The sequence below is a fragment of the Nocardia exalbida NBRC 100660 genome (assembly GCF_000308575.1).
In the GTDB taxonomy this organism is placed as follows: domain Bacteria; phylum Actinomycetota; class Actinomycetes; order Mycobacteriales; family Mycobacteriaceae; genus Nocardia; species Nocardia exalbida.
The window spans coordinates 22,013-43,037 of the sequence record NZ_BAFZ01000081.1 but is presented as its reverse complement, the minus strand read 5'-3'; the positions used below and the strand labels follow the sequence as shown (position 1 = coordinate 43,037).

Genomic DNA, 21,025 nt, shown 5'->3' with positions numbered 1-21,025 from the left:
CGGAGGGCTCCGGTCGCTGCCGCGCGTCCGGAACCGGCCGCTTGCCTCCATGCGCCACCGCCACCTCCCGCCGTGGGCCGCACCCATCGTTTGCCGCGGCGTCGCCGTCGAATGCCCGGCGTCCCAACGCTATACGGGGCGAGGGTGTTGCGTGATCTTCGCCCTTCGACCGATCCCACTCCCGATAAGTCGGAGACAATTCATAGAAAGTAACCATAGTGGGAGGGAGTCCGTTGTGGTCAGTGAGTACACATCGGCACTCGAGCGGGAAATCCTCGACATGCGCGGGCAACACCAGGTGTTGCTGCAGGCAGGGCGGCAGTGGTCGTTGCGCGCGATGTTCGGCACACCCGACTGGGACATCGTCGATTACTGCCGCGACTTCCGGCCCAACCGGTTCGGCGAGCAAGCGTGCGCGGAGGTGGAACGTTTCTGCCGCGAGCACGGCATCTGGCTCGAGCGCGCGGGACCGCACTACAACAGCATGACGCCCTACCTGCACCCCGGCGCCGTCAGCGCCGAGCGGATGACGATCATCGGTCTCTACAACGCGATCCTGTTCTGGCTCAACGACACCGTCGGCCGGGAGAAGTTCGGGCACCTCCGCGACGACGAACAGCGCGAGGCGCGGGTGGCGATCGACCGGCTGTGCGTGCTCCTGCGCACCCGGTCGCTCCCCGAGGACGCCACCGCTCTGGAGACCTCGACGTCGGCGTTCCTCGCGATGCTGTCCGCCCTCGCGGACCCGGCCTGGCTCGACCGGTTCGTCGAATCCACCATCGAGCACCTGCGGCCCGCGATCCAGGACCAGAACGCCCGGGCTCGCGGCGGGTTGCTCGGCGTCGCGGAGTACATCGATCTGCGGGCGCAAGTATCCGGCATGTATCCGGCGATCGCGCTGTGCGAGTTCGGCCGGGACGACTACCTGTCGTGGGAGCGCATCCGGCACGCCGGGCTGGCCGAGGATCTGCACCGGTTGCGGATACTGACCGTCGAGATCGGCGCGCTGATGAATGACGTGTTCTCGTTCGAGAAGGAGTGCATCGTCGATCTGGCGGATTTCAATTTGATCCCGGCGGTTCTGCTGAACCATCCCGGATGGTCACTGGAGGACGCCGTGCAGGGCGCCACCGAGATCGTGCGCGCCCGGCTCGCCGAGTTCCGTGAGCTGGGCGCGGTAGCCGCCGAACGGTGCGACCGCCTGGCCGCGCAGGATGCCGCCTTGGCGGCCACGGTCTCGACGCATCTCGCCGATCTGGTCGCGTGCGTCCAGGCGACCTGGGTCTGGCAGGTCACAACCCTGCGGTACAAAGGCGCGTCGATCTTCAGGGAGAACGGGTTGCAATAATCCCGCTATCTCGCCATTGCTGGGAATGCTTCCAGGCGGCAGTACTCGACGGTCTCGAACATCTGTGGATACGATGCGTCGGGGGCTATCTCCGGCCTGAATGGTGAGGGGGTTGCGGTGGAACAGATCGAACTCGCCAGGATGGCGAACTTGTGGTGGCGCGCCCTGCAGGCCGTCGCCGGTGGGTCCGCGTCTGTACCGGACCCAGAGGTCGTGCTGCTCGGGATGGTCGAGGAGTTGGCTGCCGGCCTGGAGGCCGAACCCTTCGACGCGGGCGTCGGTCACCGCGTGGGCTCGGCGCTGGTCTCCGCGGGGCTGCTCGGCCCGGCCGTGCCCAGTACGTCCGCCCAGGTCCTGTACGAGCTGGCCGAACACCGGGCGGCTCCGGAGACCGGACGGCGGCTCGCGGCGCTGCTCGCGGCGGTCGGGCAGGGATACGAAGCTCAGGCGCGCGCGCACGAGGAGGCGGTGCGCGAGGCCCGCCGTTCCGACGACGCGCGGTTCCGCGTGGTCTTCGACAACGCCGCGATCGCGATCGCCATCGGCGACACCGACGGCACCTTGCTGGACGTCAACCGCGGCTTGGCGGAGATGATCGGGGTACCGGCGGAAGCCCTGCGCGGGGTGTCCGTCTACGACTTCGCGCACCCCAGCGACCGCGAGGGCATCCGCACGCTGGTGTACGAGAAGCTGGTCCCGGCCGGGCAAGGCACGGTGCGACTGGAACAGCGGATCCGCCGCGCCGACGACAGCTACGGGTGGGCGTCGTTCGCCATCACCTTCGTCAAGGGCGTCGACGGGCAGAGCGATTACCTGCTCGCGGTCGGTGAGGACGTCACCGAGCAGCACCGGATGCGCGAGGAGTTGCACCGGCAGGCCCGGCACGACCCGCTGACCGGGCTGCCGAACCGGCGTCATCTCATCGAACGGATCGACGCGATGATCGCCGACGCCCGCAACGGGGATCGCGCGGGATTGTGTTTCGTCGACATCGACCGCTTCAAGCACATCAACGATCGCTACGGCCACGGCACGGGTGACCAGATCTTGACCGCGGTCGCCGGGCGCCTGCAGGACAGTGTGCGCGAATCGGGGTGCCTGGTCGCCCGCATCGGCGGCGACGAGTTCGTCGCGCTGATCCCGCCGCCGGCCAGCGACCACCGAGTGGCCACCGTGGCGAACAGCCTGCTCGAAGCGCTTGTCGATCCCATCACGGCGGGCGACCGGCGACTACGCATGTCGATCAGCATCGGTGCCGTCGTCACCGCGGTCGCGGGCGCGGACGCCGAATCGCTGCTCGACGCCGCCGACACCGGCCTCTACCGGGCGAAGGCCGACGGTAAGGGGCGGTGGGTGTTGCACATCCTGGACACCGATACCTCACGCGGTCCGCAACCGGTGTTGTGAGCCGCGCGAACGATCCGTTGGCGTGATCCTCGCGCTGGGCGATTCCGGTCTGTGATGTGGCGTGACCGACGCCCCGTAGCCGGAGTGACGATTGTTCGCGCGGGCGTTCAGCGCGCCAGCAGCCTGTGCAGGAACCTCGGCGGGACCATCGGCCGCTCGTCGTCCCAGTGCCCTTCGCGCAGGTCGTAGTCCAAGCTGCGCAACAGCGACATGATCCAGGGCCCCTCGTCGAGTAACGGACGGATGAGCCCGGCGTCGGCGTACCGGATCACTACCGGGACCAATTCGTCCTTCGCCGATTCGGTCTTTCCCGCCGCCGCGAGGCAGGAGGCGAGCAGTAGTGACGCCTGAGCGGCGGCCCGGGGGCGCCGATCGGCGTCGATGGAATCTCGCAACTGCCGGGCACGCGCGGACGCGGCGGCGACCCTCTTGGCGGCTCCGGAACGCAGCAGCATCCGGATCGCGGAATCCTCGCGCATTTCCGCGGTCATCGTCGCGATACCGCTTTCCCCGGCCGGTGGCTCGGTGACGTAGGTGGCCGTCAGGCCGAGCCGGACCTGTTCGTTGGCGATGCGGGTGGCCAGCCGCGGCAGCTTCAGCGCGCGCGCCACCTCGGCGCCTTCGTCCAGTCGGCGCGCGGCGGCCGCCAGGTCACCGCGTAAGGCTTTGATCCGCGCGCCGGTGGCGTAGTTGGCCATCAGGAAGTCGACCGGCCCGCCCTCGGTGCCGAGCCGGCCCGCTTCGTCCAGCAGGCGCTCGGCGGCGGCGAGCTGGTCGCGTTCGTAGAGCAGCTCGCCGAGCATGGCGCCTGCCAGGCGAGCGGCGTAGGAGCGCGGACCCGATGACTTGGCGATGTCGAGCGCGGTCTGGAAGCTGCGTTCCGCCTCCCCCATGTCGAGCTGTTCGCGTGCCGCGACGCCGACCAGGCTGTGGCTGTACATCAAGATGAACGTGCTGCGGGTTTGCCGGTAGAACGGTGTTGCCCAGTCGTGCCATTCCCGGGCCCGATCGAAGTCGAACCGGCTGAACGCCGTGTACGCGGCCAGGTTCGCGGCTTCGCCCAGCACCCACGGCCCCAGCGTGTCGGCCCGGCTCAGGCATTTGCTCACCACGGCGTCCACACCTTCCGGATGGTCGGCGAACGCGCGCTCCACACACTCGATGAGGTCGGCTTCGAGTGCCAGATCGGGGTCGGGGGCCGGAGCCTTCTCCAGCCCGGCCCGCACCAGCCGTAACGCGGCGTGCGATTCGGTGGGCCTGCGCAGCACCGCGTGCGCCCAGGCGATCGCGATCTGCAGCCGAGGACGCGCGGCGGCGGCCGCGGGCGGAAGCTTGGCGACCAGTCCGAGAAACGTCGCGAGTTGCGCGTCTTCCACCAGCTCGCGGGATTTCGCCTCGAGGATGTCGACGGCCATCTCCCCGGCGTCGCCGGCCAGCGCGTGGTCGATGGCCTCGCTGAGCATCCCGTGATCGCCGAACCAGGCGGCCGCCGCGCGGTGGAGTCCCGGAACCTGCTCGGGATGGTCTCGTTCGAGTCGCCTGCGCAGGAACTCCGCGAACAGATGGTGGTAGCGGAACCAGTCGCCGCTCTCGTCGACGCGGCGCAAGAACAGATTGCGGCGTTCGAGGTTCTCCAGCAGGTCCTGCCCGTGCGGCCGCCCGGTCAGGACCGTGGCCAGGCTGCCCGAGACCCGTTGCGGCAGTGATGTTTTGAGCAGTACGTCGAGTAGCTCCGGTTCGACGGTGTCCAGCACGTTCTCGGCCAGGTATTCGGCGATAGCGTGGTCACGCCCGGACAGGTGGGCGATCAGCGAAGCCGGGTCGGGGTGCTCGCGCAGCGACAGCGACGCCAGTTGCAATGCCGCCGCCCAGCCCTCGGTGTAGTCGCGCAGCTCGGCGCTCTCGGTGTCCGCCAGGGTGAGCCCGGTCTGCTCGGCGAGGAACGTCCGCGCCTCCTCGGCGTCGAAACGCAATGCGGCTGCGTCGATTTCGACCAGCTGGTGGCGCACGCGCATGGTGCCGAGCGGCAGGCCCTGGAGCGATCGGCTGGTCAGGATGATCTGCAGGTGCTGCGGGCCCTCCTCGATCAGGTAGAGCAGGGCGTCGACGGCGGCCGGATCGGTGATCCGATCCCAGTCGTCGATCACCAAGGCGAACCGCTCGTCGCGTTTGTCGATGGCGTCGACCAGCGTGGTGAGCACGTAGCGCGCGGCAGCCGCGTCGCCCTCCTCCAGGACCGGTGCCAGGTCGGGCGCCAGCGCCGGGCTCACGCGGTTGAACGCCTCGATCAGATGCGTCAGCAACCAGACGACGTTGTTGTCGTCACGGTCGATGTTCAACCAGGCCACCACCACTTTCTCGGTCTCGGCGAGACGCCTGGCCCACTGGGCGGCCAGCGTGCTCTTCCCGAACCCGGCCGGGGCATGGATGACGGCCAGGCGCGGCCGCGGCTCGGTCTGCAACGCGTCGATCAGGCGCTCGCGCTGGACCAGCGGCCGGGTGGGCATCGCAGGGCGGAACTTGGTCTCGGGTGTCGGCGGTGTCTTGGGGTGCGGAGTGGAGAATCGCGCGGTGGCGGTCAACGGCCGCGTGCTGAGGTCTTCGGGCGCGGGCTGATCGCCTGCGGGCAGGGTCATGTGCTCGACCGGCATGTCGTTGCCGCGCTGGATATCGCGCAGGATCTCGCCGAACGCGGCGGCCGAGGCCGGACGGTCGGCGGGGTTGTGCGCCATGCTGACCTCGATGGCGGTGGCCACCTCGTCGGGGATGCCGTCGAGCCGCAGATTCGGCAGCGGTTCGGCGCTGATGCGCAGGAACTGGGCGACGATCTGCTCGCCGGAGCGGCGCTCGTACGCCGCGTGACCGGTGATCATGGCGAACAGCGTCGCGCCGAGTCCGTAGATGTCCGAGGCGACCGAGGGAACGCCGGAACGCAGCACCTCGGGCGCGGTGAACGCGGGGGAGCCGGCCACCACTCCCGTGGTGGTCTCGAATCCGCCTTCCACCCGGGCGATCCCGAAATCGGTGAGTTGCGGCTCGCCGTAATCGGTCAGCAGGACATTCCCCGGCTTGATGTCGCGGTGCAGGATTCCGGCACGGTGCGCGGTCTCCAGAGCGCCGGCCAATTTCACGGTGATCCCGATCGCCTCGGGCACGGGCAGAAAACCTTCCCGGCGGATACGGTCCTCCAGCGAACCGCGCGAGTGATACGGCATCACGAGGTAGGGCCGCCCGCTGCGGGTGGTGCCCACTTGCAGGATCGGCACGATATTCGGGTGACCGGACAGCGCGCCCATCGCCTGTTGCTCGCGTAGGAATCGTTCGACGTTCTCCGGTTCCAGCTCCGGCCGTGCGGTGAGGACCTTGACCGCGACGCTGCGATTCAACGCCCGCTGCCGGCAGCGGTAGACGACACCGAACCCGCCCTTGCCGATCACTTCGGGGTCGTCGAGGCCCACGCCCTCCAGTTCCCGCTCGATACCTGGAGGCCGATCGTGCTGTGTGGCGAACGGGTCCGAACCGGCCATGGTCCTGCCCTGCGTCGGATGGCTGTAGTCCTGCGGTAGATACCCAGTTTATGCCCAGCGAATCCCGCCCCCGGTTATTACGTTCGATATAGAACATAAGGTGGAGAGCCCGGAAAACCTCCCATAGCGGACGTCGGCGCAGGACTGTCGGGCAGCTATGACGTGTGTCAGAATCCGCGCATGACCATCGACGTCTGGGCGCAACATCCGACCCGGCGATTCCTCGCCCACGACATGTTCGCCTCGTTACGGCGGTGGACCGGAGCCGTGATACCGACCGACGAGATCCCGCTCGAGGTCACCCTCGACGCGATGGACGCCGCGGGCGTCGACCGAGCTCTCATCTCGGCGTGGCACGCGCCGGAAGGCATCCTCATCTCCAACGACGAGGTCGCGGCCTGGGTGGCCGAGGCGCCGGAGCGCCTGCTCGCGATCGCGTCGGTGGACCTGCGCAGGCCGATGGAGGCGGTCCGGGAACTGCGCCGCCGGGTCGAGCAGGGGTTCAAGGGCCTGCGGGTGCTTCCGTGGCTGTGGGAACTACCGCCGACCGATCGGCGCTTCTACCCGTTGTTCGCGGCCTGTGTGGAATTGGGTGTCCCGTTCTGCACCCAGGTGGGGCACACCGGTCCGCTGCGGCCGTCGGAGACCGGGCGCCCTATCCCGTACATCGATCAGGTGGCGCTCGACTTCCCAGAACTGACCATCGTCTGCGGGCACATCGGCTACCCGTGGACCGAGGAGATGATCGCCGTCGCGCGCAAGCACGAGAACGTCGTCATCGACACCTCGGCGTACACCACGAAACGCCTTCCGCCCGAACTGGTCTCCTATCTGAAGTCCCGTAGCGGTCGCCGCAAGGTGCTGTTCGGTACGAACTATCCGATGATCTTTCCGCAGCACGCGCTCGACGGCCTCGCCGCCCTCGGCCTGGACGACGAGACGCGCTCGCTGTACCTCGACGGCAATGCGCGGCGTGTTTTCGGACTGGCCGGTTGACCGAATCGTATGGCGGCGTGTCGGGTAGGTGCTGCGCGATGCTTCGGCCATAAGATTCCTCGGCACGCCGGAGTCGACCGGGCTGTCGCGCGGATCTCCGCGGGATCCATCGTCGGCGTCGCCGGTCGGCGCGCATCGTGAGGAGGTCGAATGCTCTGGGTGGTACAGGTGTTCGCCGCCGCAGCCGCCGTGCTCCATGTCGGCATCTTCGTCATGGAGTCGGTACGGTTCGGCGACCCGAAGGTCTACCAGGGGGTCTTCCGGATTTCCGAGGCCGAACTGCCCTCGGTGCGGCCATGGGCGTTCAATCAGGGCTTCTACAACCTGTTTCTCGCGGTGACGACACTGGTGGGCGTGGCGATCCTGCGGTCGGTGCCGGAAGCGGGATGGGCGCTGGTGCTCAGCGGCTGCGGGTCGATGCTGGCCGCCGCGGTGGTGCTGGTGGCGCACGACCGCCGGTTCGCCAGAGGCGCGGTGGTGCAGGGAACGCTACCGGTGTTGACGTTGCTGGCTGCGGCGACCCAGCTCTGAACGCGGCTCACGCACCGGGGATCGGTGCGCCGCATCGGTATCGGGTGATCGCGCGAAGGGTTCTCATCGCCTCGCCGGGGCCTGCGGGCACCATCGGCTCACCGGTGCCGACCGAAGGTTCGCGGTGGTGGCCGAATTTCGTACTCGCGGGCGGGTGAGCGGCCCGCGAAGGTGACCACGAGTCGGGAACGAGCGGCGATGCGCACCATCGCCGACGGGTGTGGAGTGGACTCGACCGGGGAGCCGAAAAGGGTTGCGGCCGGTCTGCTCTGGGCGTTCGCGCGCCGTCAGGAGCCCTTGACCGCAGAATGCGGACGCAATCTTGCGTTCTTGCATCTGTACGTGCATGATCCAGCTAGCCTAGTTGTGACAACCGATCCGATGGCCGGGATAACGGAATCGAGAGCCAATTATGTTGGTACAAAGAGCGTTGGTGTCGGGTGAACTCGGGGGGCGCCGATGAGCGCGCCGACGGTGGGCGTCTTACCGACCGCACCACAATTGCTGTGTGCTTTCCAGGGACGGCGTTTCCAGGACAGGGAACTACTGCGGTCCGCGCACGCACTCGCCGAGCTGCATCAGCACCGCGTGCAGGTGGTGGACGCCGCGCTCCTCGCCGAAATCGACTGTCGGCGCCGCGAACTCGTCGACGAGATCAACGACTGGGTCGCGCAGGAGATCCCGCAGCATCGCAACGGGGCCTCGCTGCACACCGAAAGCCTCGGCGCCGTAGTGGACCGGATGGCGCGTAGCTGGGTGAACGCGAATCGGGTCATTCACACCGAGGGCGCGCGCAGCGACAATACCCATAAACATTGGTATCAACTGGCCGAACTGGTGGACGGGTACACTGATCTGGTAACCGACGTGGCCGGTGGCCGCCGCCGTTTGCCCGAACAATGATTTCGTCGCGACGGTGGTCTCGTCCGCGGTAGTGACACTGCCCCGCAGCGTCACTCGTCCGAATGGCGACGTCCCGGTTCCGAGTCATCCGACCAGTGGCTTCGGCCGGGCGATTTTGTCGCCGGCACAGTGACGGCGGGCGCAATGGGGCGCCCCGCCCGGCGTGCCGCGTGGTCGACTGGCGCGGCACGCCCTGCCACCTATTCCGCTGCTGGCAATTATTCCGCGACTTGTACGCGGTCGCCCACGCGCGCTGCCCGGCGGGCGCGCCGCCGCCGGAGATAACGACGGATTCGGCTCGCGCAGAAATACACCAGCGCCAGACCGAGGACGAGCAGAATCGCCGCGATCACCGCCGCGGCTACCGGGTGGAAAACGGCGAGGGAGACAACCCCGGCGACGGTCACGTCCTCGGCGGTGCTGACCACGATATTGCTGGCGGGCTCGGGGGAGGTGTTGACGGCCATCCGCGTTCCGGCTTTCACCAGGTGGCTCATCAGCGCGGCGGTGCCGCCGACCGCGCCCGCCGCGAGCTCCGGCAGCGATCCGTCCTGTCCGGCCAGCAGCGCGGCGACCACGGCTCCCGCGGTCGGCCGCACCACGGTGTGCACCGCGTCCCAGAACGAGTCGAGATAGGGGATCTTGTCCGCCACGGCCTCGATCAGGAACAACACCGCCGCCGCGATCAGGACGTCGGTGCGCTGCAACGCTTCCGGCACGGAATCGGTGAATCCGAACCGGCCGAAGAGCCCGAGCAACAGGACCACCGCGTAGGCGTTCACGCCACTGGCCCAGCCTGCGGTGAAGATCAGAGGTAGTACGGACACCTCGCCCATGGTATGGCGAGCGGGCGTTCGGTGCCGGAGGTGTGATGAGTCGGCACGGATGCGGGGCCGAGCGAGGGCTGTGGTCCGAGGACCCGCGTTCGGCGCGGCCTGCACGGCCGGGGGAGGGGAGAGCCCGAGCGGCGCATCCACGAGTCGTCGCCGAGCTGTCGGCCGGCGGCTAGTTCATGTCCGCGCGGCCCTGGGTCATGAAATCGTCCAACCATGCGCCGAGCCTGTTCGTGAACTCGACGAACGCGGTAGCGAGGGCTTCGCGGTCGCGGTCGCGTTCACCGGTAGCGGAGGGAGGTACGGCCGATGTCATGTACTTGTCGGTGAAGGGAACATAGTGCTGGTAAATCATTTCTCTGACCGTGTCCGGAAATCTGTTCAGTAGCTGGATCATGTCGTCGCTGGACGCCATGATCGCGACAGAAACGGCCGCTATGGAGTCGGTCATCCGCTGGCTGAAATCTCCCATCGCGGAGCGAAATCCCTCGAAGTTGTCCGCGCGAAGAAATCCGGCCATCCGGCCCACGTGTGCCGTGAGAGCGAACGCGCTCCGGAGGAAATCATAGTAGGCTTCCTTGCGATTTTTCTGTGCCACCTGTACCAATGCCAGCCTCTCTTCGCGGTCCGCCTTGTTGACCGTGACGTACACGGCCGCCGAGGCGGACACGAAGCTGGAAATGAGCGCGGCGCACAGAGCTGCTATGAGTGCGTAGCGTGCGCTGCGGGTGGTCGCATCGTCCTGGTGCGCGTGCTCATCCGGTTCTGCCGCCGAACCTGTCGCGGAGTTTCCCTGCGGCTGGCCCGGACCCATATCAGGCGTCGAAGCCGTTTCGTCCGAATGTGATCGAGAGGCTGGTTCGGTGGCCATCTCTACTCCCGCCCGAAGAGTAACTACAGGTCGACCGATTATCGCATGCGCTGATGCGTGTGCGAGCGGAGGCGCGAATTCCAGCGCCGGTAATTATTACGTATACCGGACCATTGTTCAGCTTTTATCGGTGTGAATGTGGTCACCGATCGCGGGGGCGATTATCGAAGAGTGCGTTCGAGAATAATCGATCGGTGTCACGGACGCGGAGGTCGTGGGCGGCGGCCACCGCCCCGCACAGAGCGATTCGAGGCCGAGGCGATGCGCGCCGGAGGGAACCGGACGGTGTCCCGCCCTGTTCCCGCTGGCCCTCGGCATCGGCGGGGTCGGTTGATTACGCTGTTCGCTATGTCTGTCCGTACTCGCAAGCCCCTCGTCCCCGGTACGTTGTCGCCCACCCGTGAAGTCCCGCGTGCCATCGAGCGCCCGGAATACGCGTGGAAGAAGACCGCCGACGAGGGACGCGAGCCCTGGGTGCAGACCGCGGAGACGATCGAGAAGATGCGCATCGCGGGCAAGATCGCCGCGCAGGCGCTGGAAGAGGCGGGCAAGGCGGTCGCGCCCGGTGTCACCACCGACGAGCTGGACCGCATCGCGCACGAGTACATGTGCGACCACGGCGCCTACCCGTCGACCCTGGGGTACAAGGGTTTCCCCAAGTCGTGCTGCACTTCGCTGAACGAGGTGATCTGCCACGGCATCCCGGACTCCACCGTGATCGAGGACGGCGACATCGTCAACATCGACGTCACCGCCTACATCGACGGCGTGCACGGCGACACCAACAAGACCTTCCTCGCCGGAGATGTCGACGAGGAGGTGCGCCTGCTGGTCGAGCGGACCGAGGAGGCCACCATGCGGGCGATCAAAGCCGTGCGGCCGGGCCGGGCGCTGAACGTGATCGGCCGCGTCATCGAGTCCTACGCCAACCGGTTCGGCTACGGCGTGGTGCGCGACTTCACCGGCCACGGTGTCGGCCCGACGTTCCACAGCGGGCTGGTCGTGCTGCACTACGACCAGCCCGCGGTGGAGACCGTTATCGAACCGGGCATGACGTTCACCATCGAGCCGATGATCAACCTCGGCGGCATCGACTACGAGATCTGGGACGACGGCTGGACCGTGGTCACCAAGGACCGCAAGTGGACCGCGCAGTTCGAGCACACCTTGGTGGTCACCGAGTCGGGGACCGAGATCCTGACCCTCCCGTGACCGGCCGCGATCCGGCCGCCCGGGTGGCCGCTCACCGGATGACCGGACGGCGATGAAGGGCGCGCTGCTCGTCGCGGGCACGACCTCGGATGCGGGCAAGAGCGTCGTCGTGGCCGGGATCTGCCGGATGCTGGCACGGCGCGGCGTGCGCGTCGCCCCGTTCAAAGCGCAGAACATGTCCAACAACTCCGTGGTCACGCTCGACGGCGGGGAGATCGGGCGGGCGCAGGCGTTGCAGGCTACGGCGTGCGGGCTGGAGCCCAGCGTGCGGTTCAATCCGGTCCTGCTCAAGCCGGGCAGTGACCGTCGTTCCCAGCTGGTCGTGCGGGGAAGGGCGATCGGCACCGTCGGCGCGGAAGACTACTTCCGGCATCGCCGGGAGCTGCGCGACGTGGTGGCCGCCGACCTCGCCGCGCTGCGCGCCGAATTCGACGTGGTCGTCTGCGAGGGCGCCGGTTCGCCCGCCGAGATCAACCTGCGCGCGACGGATCTGGCGAACATGGGGCTCGCGCGCGCCGCGGAACTGCCCGTGCTGCTCGTCGGAGACATCGATCGCGGTGGCGTGCTCGCCCACCTGTTCGGCACCGTCGCCATCCTCGAACCCGAGGATCAGCGCCTGATCTCGGGTTTCATCGTCAACAAGTTCCGCGGCGCGGTCGAGCTGCTGCGGCCGGGGCTGGAGCGTCTCACCGAACTCACCGGTCGCCCCACCCTCGGAGTGCTGCCGTACGCCGAGGACCTCTGGATCGATGCGGAGGACTCGCTGGGCACCCTCGCCGACGCACCGGTCGGGCGCCCTCGGCCTCCGCTGGGCGCCGACTGGCTGACCGTCGCCGCGATCCGGCTGCCGCGCATCTCCAACTCCACCGACGTCGAGGCGCTGGCCTGCGAACCCGGCGTGGCGGTGCGCTGGGTGACCGAGCCGTCCCGGCTTGCGGGCGCCGATCTGGTGGTCCTGCCCGGCAGCAAGGCGACGGTGTCGGATCTGCGGTGGCTGCGGCGTACCGGCCTCGCCGACGCCCTGCGGGCACGCGCCGCCGCCGGCGAGCCGATCCTGGGCGTCTGCGGCGGGTACCAGATGCTCGGCACTCGCATCCTGGACCGTGTCGAATCCGGCGCCGGCGAGGTCGACGGGCTGGGGTTGCTCGATCTGACCGTCGAGTTCGCCGAATCCAAGGTGTTGCGCCGTAGCGAAGGGCACGCCGCGGGAATCGCCGTGCGCGGCTACGAGATCCACCACGGGCGCGTCACGCACCGTGGCGACCCGGCATGGCTCACGGTCGAGGGCGAGCCGGAGGGCAGCGTTCGCGGCGCGGTGTGGGGCACCCATCTGCACGGGCTGCTCGAGTCCGACGAGTTGCGCCGCGCCTGGCTCCGCGCGGTCGCTACGGCGGCGAGCCGCACGGGTTTCGTTGTGGCCGAGAATGTCTCGGTGTCGGCGATGCGTGCCGCACAGCTCGATCTACTGGCCGATCTGATCGAGGAGCACCTCGACATCGCCGCGCTGGAGCGGTTGCTCTCCGAGGGCGCGCCCGCCGGGTTGCCCATCCTGGCCACCGACGCGGTGCTCGCGGGCGACCGTATCGGTTGACGCGGGCCACCCAGCGCCTTACCTTGCAGTAAGGAATTCGGCTCCAGGTAAGGCTTGGGGTCGGTCGGCACGGTCGGGTGTGAGGATGATGGCGGCGGACAAGAGGCCCAGCGGCCGAGGGACGAATGTGGTGTCGGCGACGGTGACCAGTAAGGGACAGATCACGATCCCGATCGATGTGCGCGTGGCGATGGGGTTGCGCGCGGGCGTGCGGGTCGCGTTCGTGCCCACGCCCAACGGCACCTATGAGCTGGTGCCCGAGACGCGCACGATCAAGTCGCTCAAAGGCATCCTCGGCTGGTCCGGCTCGCCCATCGGCCTCGCGGAGATGAACGAGGCGATCGCGGGCAACGTCGTGGAAGGCAAGCGCGGATGATCGGGCTGGACGCGAATGTGCTGATCCGCTACCTCACCCAGGACGACCCGGAGCAGTCCGCCCGGGCCAACCAGGTGATCGACGGGCTCAGCGAGAGCGAACCCGGCTACGTCACGATGATCGTGCTCGCCGAGATCCACTGGGTACTGCGCCGTGGCTACAAACAGGATCCCGAGGCCGTCACCGATGTGCTGCTCGGGCTGCTCGACTCGAGCGAAATCGTGGTGGAGCGCGCCGACACCGTGCGCCAAGCGCTGCGGCGAGCCGCAGACGGCGCGGACTTCGCCGACGCGCTGATCCAGCAGCTCGGCCAGGAGGCCGGTTGCGAACTGACCGTCACCTTCGATCACAACGCAGGTGAGCGGGCCGGGATGCGCCTGCTCGCCTGATTCCGCCACCCCCGACCTGCCGCCGTAATGCCCTGATCCGTGTAGCGTGATTCGGCATGGAATCTCGGCAGATCACGGTGGGTGACCGGGCGTGGACCGTGCGGATCGATGGGCCGGAATCCCGGCACAGCGTGCTGCTGCTGCCCGGCGCGGGTGATTCGGCGGACGTCTTCGATCAGGTGTGCGCCCGTCTGCACACCTCGGATCTGCGCACCTTCGCGGTGGAGTCGATCGAGGGTCTCGACGCGGCCGCCGTGACCGCGATCCTGGACGAACTCGGCCTGCCGTGGGTGAACGTGGCCGGTTGCGGCGCGGGCGCGGTGCTGGCGTGGCAGGCGTGCGCCCGCGGATTCGGCCGCTTCCAGAGCCTGGTCGTGGCCGATCGCGGCCACCCTGCCACGCCCGGGTCCGACGGAGCGGTGGCGGACGCGTCGACCGGCCCGGTCGAGGTGCCGACCACGCTGCTGGTCACCAAGAATCTGCCGCGCTCGGTGGCCGACGCGTCGGGACGGTTCGTCTACGGCGAGTTCCGGGTGGTCGAGGTCGACGTCACCGACGTGGCCACCGAAGCAGGCCACGAGCTGGCCACCGAGATCGTGCTACGCACCAGCCTCTGGTGACTTCGCGCCCTGGTAGCCCGCGAGCCATTCGAGCCAGTTGTCGAGTTCGCTGAAGGCCTGGGCCAGCGGTTCGGGGCCGGAGAGGAACACGTCGTGCTTGGCGCCGTCGATGGGCACCATGTTGGTGCGGTCGCCCAGGCAGCCCGACCAGCGCTGGATCTGCTTGACGTCGAGCACCGCGTCGGCCACGTCCACGGCGGGGCCGTACTCCTTGGCGAACTTCGTCATCCGGGAGCGCAGGATCAGTGAGGGCACACCGATGTCGAGGCCCTGGTGCAGCTGCGCGTGGCCGTTGCGGATCGCGCGCAGCCAGCCGAGCCGCACCGGGAAGCCGTGCAGCGGTTTCCAGTCCAGGTTGTAATCCCACTCGCCGGACGCGGAGCGGTGCAGGCTGTCGCCATAGGTGCTGATCTTGGCGCCGGGCAGCTGGACCATCCTCCGGAAGCGTCCGACCGCTTTGATGATCGGCGTTCCGACGGTCCGGTAGTACGCGGGACCCTGCAGGTCGAACCACGGGCTGTTGAGCACCACGCCGGTGATGCCCGCGGCGGCCGTACCCTGCGCGCGGTTGAGCCGGTCCAGCCACAGCGACACGACCAGGCCGCCGGTGGAGTGGGCGTTGACGACCACGGGGGCGCCGGTCTCGGCCCGGACGATCCGCAGCGACTCCGCGAGCTCGCGGTCGTAGAAAGCGAGATCCGTCACATAGTGCGGGGTGTGCCCCTCGCGCAGTGAGCGGCCGCATTTGCGCAGGTCGAGCGCGTAGAACTGGAATCCGCGCGCGGCGAAGTGCTCGGCGAGGTGTTCCTGGAAGAAGTAGTCGGTGAATCCGTGGACGTAGAGCACCGCGCCCGCGGTCTGCTCGACGGCGCCGGAGGGCACGTAGCGCACCAGCGTGGCGACCACCTCGCCTTCGCCGTCGGGATCGGGGCCGAGGGGCAGCGTGCGCTGCTGGTACTGCGGGCCCAGGACGTCGGGGCGCCAGCCTTCACCCTCCGGAGAAGTGCTGACCGGCGCGGCAAGCGACTGTTCGTTCGTCACGCGACCAATGTATTGGACGGTGTCACGCACCGACAGACCACGGCGGTCCATCGGCCGCCGAAGTGACGACGATCTCTGTCGCATTCCGCACATTCCGCAGGCTCGTTGCCGGGCGGCGGCGTGGTGAGGTGCACAATTGGGCTAGGTGAACGGCGGGTAACCTGACTCCCGCCACGCCGTTCGGAACCGGCGGACGCCGGAACCGAGCCACAACTACACCGTGCCCAGGCAGGTCCACCCGCCCGGTGGGCCCGCGCAGAAGGACAAGGAAGTCGATCTACCCGTGCCGAACGCTGCCATGACTGAAAAGACCGATGTAGTACTCATCGGTGCCGGCATCATGAGTGCCACTCTCGGCGCGCTGCTGCGGCAGCTGCAGCCGGAGTGGTCGATCTCCCTGTTCGAGCGGCTCGACGCCGCCGCGGCCGAGAGCAGCGATCCGTGGAACAACGCGGGTACCGGACACTCCGCGCTCTGCGAGCTGAACTACAGCCCGCAGCTACCCGACGGCTCGGTGGACATCACCAAGGCCGTCGATATCAACGAGCGGTTCCAGGTCTCCCGCCAGTTCTGGTCCTACGGCGTGGAGAACGGCATCCTGCGCGATCCGTCCACCTTCATCAACCCGATCCCGCACGTCAGCTTCGTGCACGGCGCCGACAATGTGGAATACCTGCGCAAGCGGTACGAAGCGCTGGCGCCGCACCCGCTGTTCGAGGGCATGGAGTTCATCGACAGTCCCGACGAGTTCACCCGGCGGTTGCCGTTGATGGCCCGCGGGCGGGACTTCTCCGACCCGGTCGCGCTGAACTGGAGCGACGGCGGCACCGATATCGACTTCGGCTCCCTCACCCAGGAACTGCTCGCCTACCTCGGCTCCTCCGGCGCGGACCTGGCCTTCGGGCACGAGGTACGCGACCTGTCCAAGCAGTCGGACGGATCCTGGCTGGTCACGGTGCGCAACCTGCGCACCCGCGAGACGCGCACGCTGATCAGCAAATTCGTCTTCGTCGGCGCGGGTGGCGGCGCGCTGCCGCTGCTGCAGAAGGCGGGTATCAAGGAGGCGAAGGGATTCGGCGGGTTCCCGGTCAGCGGCCAGTTCTTCCGCTGCGTCAACCCGGCGCTGATCAACCAGCACGAGGCCAAGGTGTACGGCAAGGCGGCGGTCGGTGCTCCGCCGATGTCGGTGCCGCATCTGGACACCCGTGTGATCAAGGGCAAGCCGGGCCTGTTGTTCGGCCCGTACGCGGGCTGGACACCGAAGTTCCTCAAGGACGGCAAGAACACCGACCTGTTCAAGTCGGTGCGGCCGAACAACATCTTCTCGCTGCTCGGCGTGGGCGTCACCGAGCTCGGTCTGACCAAGTACCTGGTCAGCGAGCTGCTGAAGTCGGAGGCTGGCAAGGTCATCACGCTGTCGGAGTTCATCCCGCGCGCCGAGGCCAAGGATTGGGAGCTGATCACCGCGGGCCAGCGCGTGCAGGTCATCCGACGTAAGGGCGCCGGCGGCGTGCTGGAGTTCGGCACCGCCGTGATCTCCGCGGAGGACGGCACCATCGCCGGTCTGCTCGGCGCGTCCCCGGGCGCCTCCACCTGCGTCACCGCAATGCTGGACGTCATGCAGCGGTGCTTCCCGCAGGAGTACGCCACGTGGACGCCGAAGCTGAAGGAGATGGTGCCCTCACTGGGCATCAAGCTGTCCGAGGACCCGGCGCTGTTCCACGAAGTGTGGGATTGGACCTCCAAGACGTTGAACCTCGTCGACGGCGGCGACAACACGCCGCGACATGCAGGGGTCGCGGCGAACGCCTAGGTTGTGATAGCAAGGCGCGATGATGTCAACGGTTGCTCTCAAACGCTCCTGGGCGCAGGATCTCGATACCGCGACGCTCTACCGGCTGTTGAAACTCCGCGTCGAAGTGTTCGTCGTCGAGCAGAAGTGCGCGTACCCCGAACTGGACGGCAACGACCTCCTCCCGGAGACCCGGCACTTCTGGCTCGATGACGAGGGCGAGGTCATCGCCACGCTGCGGCTGTGCGAGGAGCACCACGACGGAGTGAAGAGCTTCCGGATCGGCAGGCTCTGCACGGCGGCGCCCGCCCGCGGGCACGGCTACACCACGCGACTGCTGCAGGCGGCGCTGGCCGAGGCCGGTTCGGCGACGGTTCGCCTGAGCGCCCAGAGCTACCTGATCGACCTGTACACCAAACACGGCTTCAAGGTAGACGGGCCGGAATTCGAAGAAGACGGCATCCCGCACGTGCCCATGCGCAGAGGTTGATCTTCGTGTCCGAGCGGCCACCGTCGGCGACTTCGTCGCGGCGGCGACCGCTCGGACGCGAACGGCGCATACTCGGGCTCGCGTCGCTCGGAAACGTGGTGGAGGCGAGCGGGGCGCGCTGGTTCGCTCGAATCGGTGCCTCCTGCGCGGCACCCCTGCGGAGCCATGAGTGGATCGACGGTAGGTGCGGTTCAGGGGTGCGCGCATCGGTTCTGAATCGAAGGGCACTGTGGGGGCCGGTGCGGCCCCACGCTTAGAGTTGGGGGCGTGTCCGTCTCCCATGCCGAAACAGTGCCGACGTCCGACCAGCGCAGCCGGACGATGCCGGGTTCGGACGGTGAAGCGGGATTTCCCTTCTCGGCGGTGGTCGGTCAGGAACGGCTGCAGCTGGCGCTGATCCTCTGCGCGGTCCATCCCGGCATCGGCGGCGTCCTGGTGCGTGGTGAGAAGGGCACCGCGAAGTCGACCGTGGTGCGCGCGCTCGCGCAGCTGCTGCCGCCCGTGGTGGACGAGACCGGCGCGCGGCCCGCCCGCCTGGTGGAGCTGCCGGTGGGCGCGACGGAGGACCGCGTGGTCGGCTCGCTGGACCTGGAGCGTGTGCTGCGCGACGGGGAGCAGGCGTTCCGCCCGGGCCTGCTGGCAGCCGCCCATCACGGTGTGTTGTACGTCGACGAGGTCAACCTGCTGCACGACCATCTGGTGGACGTGCTGCTGGACGCCGCGGCGATGGGGCGGGTGCACATCGAACGCGACGGCGTCTCGCACTCGCATCCGGCGCGCTTCGTGCTGGTCGGCACCATGAATCCGGAGGAGGGCGAACTGCGTCCGCAGCTGCTGGACCGGTTCGGCCTGACCGTGGACGTGGCCGCCTCCCGGGACGTGGACGTGCGGATGGCGGTGGTGCGCCGCAGGCTGGACTACGAGGCCGACCCGGCCGGATTCGCCGCCCGGTACGCCGCGGCGGACCACGAGGTGGCCGAGCAGATCCTCGCCGCCCGCGACCGGCTGGGGCAGGTGGTGCTCGACGACGTGGAGCTGCGCCGCATCGCCGCGCTGTGCGCCGCGTTCGACGTGGACGGGATGCGGGCCGATCTGGTCGTCGCGCGCACCGCGACCGCGCATGCCGCCTGGCGCGGTGCCGACGCGGTGACCGAGGACGACGTGCGGGTGGCCGCCGAACTGGCGCTGCCGCACCGGCGCAGGCGCGATCCGTTCGACGAGCCCGGTATCAGCGAGCAGCAGCTCGACGACGCCATGCGCGACGCGGCCGAGCAGGCGCGGCCCGAGGAGGAGACCTCCACGCCGAGCGGGCCGGACGGCACGCCCCGGGATGCCGAGGAGCCGGGCGACGATCCGGACGGTGGCCCGGAAAACCCGTCGCCGCCCGAAGGTCCGGGCGGTGGGCAATCGCGTGAAGGGCGCAGTGGCGCACCGACTTCCGCCGGTTCGCGAACACCGCGCTGGGAGGTGCCCGGCGTCGGCGAAGGCGCTCCGGGGCGGCGCTCCCGCGCGGAATCACGGCACGGGCGGGTGGTGCGTCCGAGTGCCGACACGTCTTCGGGCCTGCATCTGCTCGGAACCGTCTTCGCGGCCGCCCCGCATCAGCGTTCCCGCGGCCGCGGGAACGGGCCGTTGCGGCTGGCCGCCGAAGACCTCCGCGGCGCGTATCGGGAAGGGCGCGAAGGGAATCTGGTCGTCTTCGTGGTCGACGCCTCCGGGTCCATGGCCGCCCGCGACCGGCTGTCCGCCGTCACCGGCGCGGTGGTGACATTGCTGCGGGACGCGTATCAGCGCCGCGACAAAGTCGCCGTCGTCAGCGTGCGCGGCGCGGAGGCCGAACTCGTCCTGCCGCCCACTTCGTCGGTCGACATCGCGGTGCGCCGGCTGTCCGGAATGCGCACGGGCGGGAAGACCCCGCTGGCGGCGGGCCTGCTGAAGGCCAGGGAAATCGTGCTGCGCGAGCGTGTGCGCGATCCGCGCCGCAGGCCGATGCTGGTGCTGCTGACCGACGGTCGCGCGACGGGCGGGACCGACCCGGTTCCCCGCGCCCGCGCCGCGGCCCGCTTACTCGCCAGGGACACGGTCACCTCGGTCGTCGTCGACTGCGAACGCGGCATGATCCGCCTCGGCCTCGCCGTGGATCTGGCCCGCGACCTGCGCGGCGGCTACCTGAGACTGGCCGAGCTGACCGGTGCGGCGGTCGCGGACGTCGTCCGCGCGAGTTCCGGGAACGGTAGTCCGGCGCGAGCGGCGTGAGCACGACTTCCGAACCGTGTGCCCGGTGGAGGCCGCGCGGCCGCCGCTTCGGAGACGGCGGGGAGACCCGGTGAGTCGGCGTCCAGCGGTGGTGGGCGGTTCGCGCGGCTTCCGGTCCGGACGCGGTGCACAGGTTCGGAGTGATCCGAGGACGAGCAAGGAGATTCGATGCCCAAGGGTGTTCCGGAGACAGTTCCCGACGACGGGCTGACCACACGGCAGCGGCGCAATCAGCCGGTGCTCGCGGTGCATACCGGGCCGGGCAAGGGGAAGTCGACGGCTGCGTTCGGGATGGCGCTGCGAGCGTGGAACCAAGGCTTCGACGTCGCGGTGTTCCAATTCGTGAAGAGCGCCAAGTGGAAGGTCGGGGAGGAAGCCGCCTTCCGCGCCCTCGGCGCACTGCACGAGCAGACCGGCGCGGGCGCGCCGGTCGAGTGGCACAAGATGGGCGAGGGCTGGTCCTGGACCCGCAAACAGGGCACCGAGCAGGACCACGCCGCCGCCGCGCTGGCCGGCTGGCAGGAGATCGCCCGCCGCCTGCGGGCCGAACAGCACCGCTTCTACGTCCTGGACGAGTTCACCTACCCCCTGAAATGGGGCTGGGTCGACGTGGACGAGGTGGTCGGCACCCTCAACGCCCGCCCCGGCAACCAGCACGTCGTCATCACCGGCCGCGACGCCCCCCAACCCCTCCTGGAAGCCGCCGACCTGGTCACCGAAATGACCAAACTCAAGCACCCCATGGACGCGGGCCGCAAAGGCCAACGAGGCATCGAATGGTGATCCCCGCGAGTGGCACATCGCTGCGGCGAATCGCGAGAGGGCCGCACGATGGTGTGCCA

18 protein-coding genes are annotated in these 21,025 nt (G+C 68.6%); 14 read left to right on the top strand and 4 right to left on the bottom strand.

The window, feature by feature from the left end:
- The first annotated feature begins 235 nt into the window (after window positions 1–235).
- The gene (locus tag ON29_RS19445; protein ID WP_245549028.1) at window positions 236–1,348 is read left to right on the top strand and encodes a terpene synthase family protein; all 1,113 of its coding nucleotides are present in this window, start codon (window positions 236–238) and stop codon (window positions 1,346–1,348) included.
- A 117-nt stretch (window positions 1,349–1,465) separates the two neighbouring features.
- Window positions 1,466–2,755, top strand: coding sequence for a GGDEF domain-containing protein (locus ON29_RS19440; protein WP_245549027.1), 1,290 nt, complete (start codon window positions 1,466–1,468; stop codon window positions 2,753–2,755).
- 107 nt (window positions 2,756–2,862) lie between these two features.
- Here ON29_RS19440 and ON29_RS19435 read toward each other — a convergent pair whose 3' ends face one another.
- Window positions 2,863–6,282, bottom strand: a complete 3,420-nt coding sequence (locus tag ON29_RS19435; protein WP_040868178.1) for a serine/threonine-protein kinase — start codon at window positions 6,280–6,282, stop codon at window positions 2,863–2,865.
- A gap of 180 nt (window positions 6,283–6,462) precedes the next feature.
- On the opposite strand from ON29_RS19435, the gene ON29_RS19430 reads away from it, so the two are divergent.
- From ON29_RS19430 to ON29_RS19420, 3 genes are all read left to right on the top strand, one after another.
- Window positions 6,463–7,278 carry an amidohydrolase family protein gene (locus ON29_RS19430; protein ID WP_040868176.1) on the top strand — a complete coding sequence of 272 codons (816 nt, stop codon included), beginning with the start codon at window positions 6,463–6,465 and terminating at the stop codon, window positions 7,276–7,278.
- Window positions 7,279–7,428: 150 nt separating this feature from the next.
- Window positions 7,429–7,809, top strand: coding sequence for a DUF1304 domain-containing protein (locus tag ON29_RS19425; protein ID WP_040868175.1), 381 nt, complete (start codon window positions 7,429–7,431; stop codon window positions 7,807–7,809).
- Between the two features lie 459 nt (window positions 7,810–8,268).
- A complete protein-coding gene (locus ON29_RS19420; protein WP_040868174.1) occupies window positions 8,269–8,712 on the top strand; it encodes a DUF4254 domain-containing protein in 444 nt (147 codons plus the stop codon).
- Between the two features lie 218 nt (window positions 8,713–8,930).
- Here the strand turns inward: ON29_RS19420 and ON29_RS19415 are convergent, their stop codons facing one another.
- Together ON29_RS19415 and ON29_RS19410 are read right to left on the bottom strand one after the other, a co-directional pair.
- The gene (locus ON29_RS19415; protein ID WP_085994913.1) at window positions 8,931–9,548 is read right to left on the bottom strand and encodes a DUF4126 domain-containing protein; all 618 of its coding nucleotides are present in this window, start codon (window positions 9,546–9,548) and stop codon (window positions 8,931–8,933) included.
- Window positions 9,549–9,717: 169 nt separating this feature from the next.
- Complete coding sequence (locus ON29_RS19410) at window positions 9,718–10,416, bottom strand: hypothetical protein (RefSeq protein ID WP_157172831.1); 699 nt, start codon at window positions 10,414–10,416, stop codon at window positions 9,718–9,720.
- A gap of 348 nt (window positions 10,417–10,764) precedes the next feature.
- Between ON29_RS19410 and map the strand changes: the two genes are divergently transcribed.
- The 5 genes from map to ON29_RS19385 all read left to right on the top strand — a co-directional run bounded on the left by map (window position 10,765) and on the right by ON29_RS19385 (window position 14,604).
- Entirely contained in the window at window positions 10,765–11,628 is an 864-nt protein-coding gene (gene map, locus ON29_RS19405; RefSeq protein WP_040868172.1) for a type I methionyl aminopeptidase, read from the top strand.
- Between the two features lie 52 nt (window positions 11,629–11,680).
- Window positions 11,681–13,219 (top strand): cobyric acid synthase, encoded by a 1,539-nt coding sequence (locus ON29_RS19400; RefSeq protein ID WP_040868171.1) that lies wholly within the window; start codon window positions 11,681–11,683, stop codon window positions 13,217–13,219.
- Window positions 13,220–13,361: 142 nt separating this feature from the next.
- Window positions 13,362–13,595, top strand: a complete 234-nt coding sequence (locus tag ON29_RS19395; protein WP_245549026.1) for an AbrB/MazE/SpoVT family DNA-binding domain-containing protein — start codon at window positions 13,362–13,364, stop codon at window positions 13,593–13,595.
- A complete protein-coding gene (locus ON29_RS19390; protein ID WP_040868170.1) occupies window positions 13,592–13,984 on the top strand; it encodes a type II toxin-antitoxin system VapC family toxin in 393 nt (130 codons plus the stop codon). The genes ON29_RS19395 and ON29_RS19390 overlap by 4 nt, the downstream gene beginning before the upstream one ends.
- Window positions 13,985–14,040: 56 nt before the next feature.
- Window positions 14,041–14,604 carry an alpha/beta fold hydrolase gene (locus ON29_RS19385; protein ID WP_040868168.1) on the top strand — a complete coding sequence of 188 codons (564 nt, stop codon included), beginning with the start codon at window positions 14,041–14,043 and terminating at the stop codon, window positions 14,602–14,604.
- On the opposite strand, the gene ON29_RS19380 is transcribed toward ON29_RS19385, so the two are convergent.
- Window positions 14,584–15,645, bottom strand: a complete 1,062-nt coding sequence (locus ON29_RS19380; RefSeq protein ID WP_051175390.1) for an alpha/beta hydrolase — start codon at window positions 15,643–15,645, stop codon at window positions 14,584–14,586. The genes ON29_RS19385 and ON29_RS19380 overlap by 21 nt on opposite strands.
- Before the next feature lie 298 nt (window positions 15,646–15,943).
- Here ON29_RS19380 and mqo point away from each other — a divergent pair, with 298 nt between their 5' ends.
- The 4 genes from mqo to cobO all read left to right on the top strand — a co-directional run bounded on the left by mqo (window position 15,944) and on the right by cobO (window position 20,966).
- Window positions 15,944–17,458: a malate dehydrogenase (quinone) gene (gene mqo, locus ON29_RS19375; RefSeq protein WP_040868166.1), complete on the top strand. Its 1,515-nt coding sequence runs from the start codon at window positions 15,944–15,946 to the stop codon at window positions 17,456–17,458.
- A 19-nt stretch (window positions 17,459–17,477) separates the two neighbouring features.
- Window positions 17,478–17,927 carry a GNAT family N-acetyltransferase gene (locus ON29_RS19370; protein WP_040868163.1) on the top strand — a complete coding sequence of 150 codons (450 nt, stop codon included), beginning with the start codon at window positions 17,478–17,480 and terminating at the stop codon, window positions 17,925–17,927.
- A gap of 321 nt (window positions 17,928–18,248) precedes the next feature.
- Window positions 18,249–20,183 (top strand): magnesium chelatase subunit D family protein, encoded by a 1,935-nt coding sequence (locus ON29_RS19365; RefSeq protein ID WP_040868162.1) that lies wholly within the window; start codon window positions 18,249–18,251, stop codon window positions 20,181–20,183.
- 168 nt (window positions 20,184–20,351) lie between these two features.
- The gene (cobO, locus tag ON29_RS19360) at window positions 20,352–20,966 is read left to right on the top strand and encodes a cob(I)yrinic acid a,c-diamide adenosyltransferase (RefSeq protein ID WP_040868160.1); all 615 of its coding nucleotides are present in this window, start codon (window positions 20,352–20,354) and stop codon (window positions 20,964–20,966) included.
- Window positions 20,967–21,025 lie beyond the last annotated feature (59 nt).

What these genes read in the sequence shown, in the direction of transcription:
- ON29_RS19435 (WP_040868178.1), bottom strand. Translation starts at nt 6,282, where the DNA reads ATGGCCGGTTCGGACCCGTTCGCCACACAGCACGATCGGCCTCCAGGT.
- ON29_RS19430 (WP_040868176.1), top strand. Translation starts at nt 6,463, where the DNA reads ATGACCATCGACGTCTGGGCGCAACATCCGACCCGGCGATTCCTCGCC.
- ON29_RS19425 (WP_040868175.1), top strand. Translation starts at nt 7,429, where the DNA reads ATGCTCTGGGTGGTACAGGTGTTCGCCGCCGCAGCCGCCGTGCTCCAT.
- ON29_RS19420 (WP_040868174.1), top strand. Translation starts at nt 8,269, where the DNA reads ATGAGCGCGCCGACGGTGGGCGTCTTACCGACCGCACCACAATTGCTG.
- ON29_RS19415 (WP_085994913.1), bottom strand. Translation starts at nt 9,548, where the DNA reads ATGGGCGAGGTGTCCGTACTACCTCTGATCTTCACCGCAGGCTGGGCC.
- ON29_RS19410 (WP_157172831.1), bottom strand. Translation starts at nt 10,416, where the DNA reads ATGGCCACCGAACCAGCCTCTCGATCACATTCGGACGAAACGGCTTCG.
- map (WP_040868172.1), top strand. Translation starts at nt 10,765, where the DNA reads ATGTCTGTCCGTACTCGCAAGCCCCTCGTCCCCGGTACGTTGTCGCCC.
- ON29_RS19400 (WP_040868171.1), top strand. Translation starts at nt 11,681, where the DNA reads ATGAAGGGCGCGCTGCTCGTCGCGGGCACGACCTCGGATGCGGGCAAG.
- ON29_RS19390 (WP_040868170.1), top strand. Translation starts at nt 13,592, where the DNA reads ATGATCGGGCTGGACGCGAATGTGCTGATCCGCTACCTCACCCAGGAC.
- ON29_RS19385 (WP_040868168.1), top strand. Translation starts at nt 14,041, where the DNA reads ATGGAATCTCGGCAGATCACGGTGGGTGACCGGGCGTGGACCGTGCGG.
- mqo (WP_040868166.1), top strand. Translation starts at nt 15,944, where the DNA reads ATGACTGAAAAGACCGATGTAGTACTCATCGGTGCCGGCATCATGAGT.
- ON29_RS19370 (WP_040868163.1), top strand. Translation starts at nt 17,478, where the DNA reads ATGATGTCAACGGTTGCTCTCAAACGCTCCTGGGCGCAGGATCTCGAT.
- ON29_RS19365 (WP_040868162.1), top strand. Translation starts at nt 18,249, where the DNA reads ATGCCGGGTTCGGACGGTGAAGCGGGATTTCCCTTCTCGGCGGTGGTC.
- cobO (WP_040868160.1), top strand. Translation starts at nt 20,352, where the DNA reads ATGCCCAAGGGTGTTCCGGAGACAGTTCCCGACGACGGGCTGACCACA.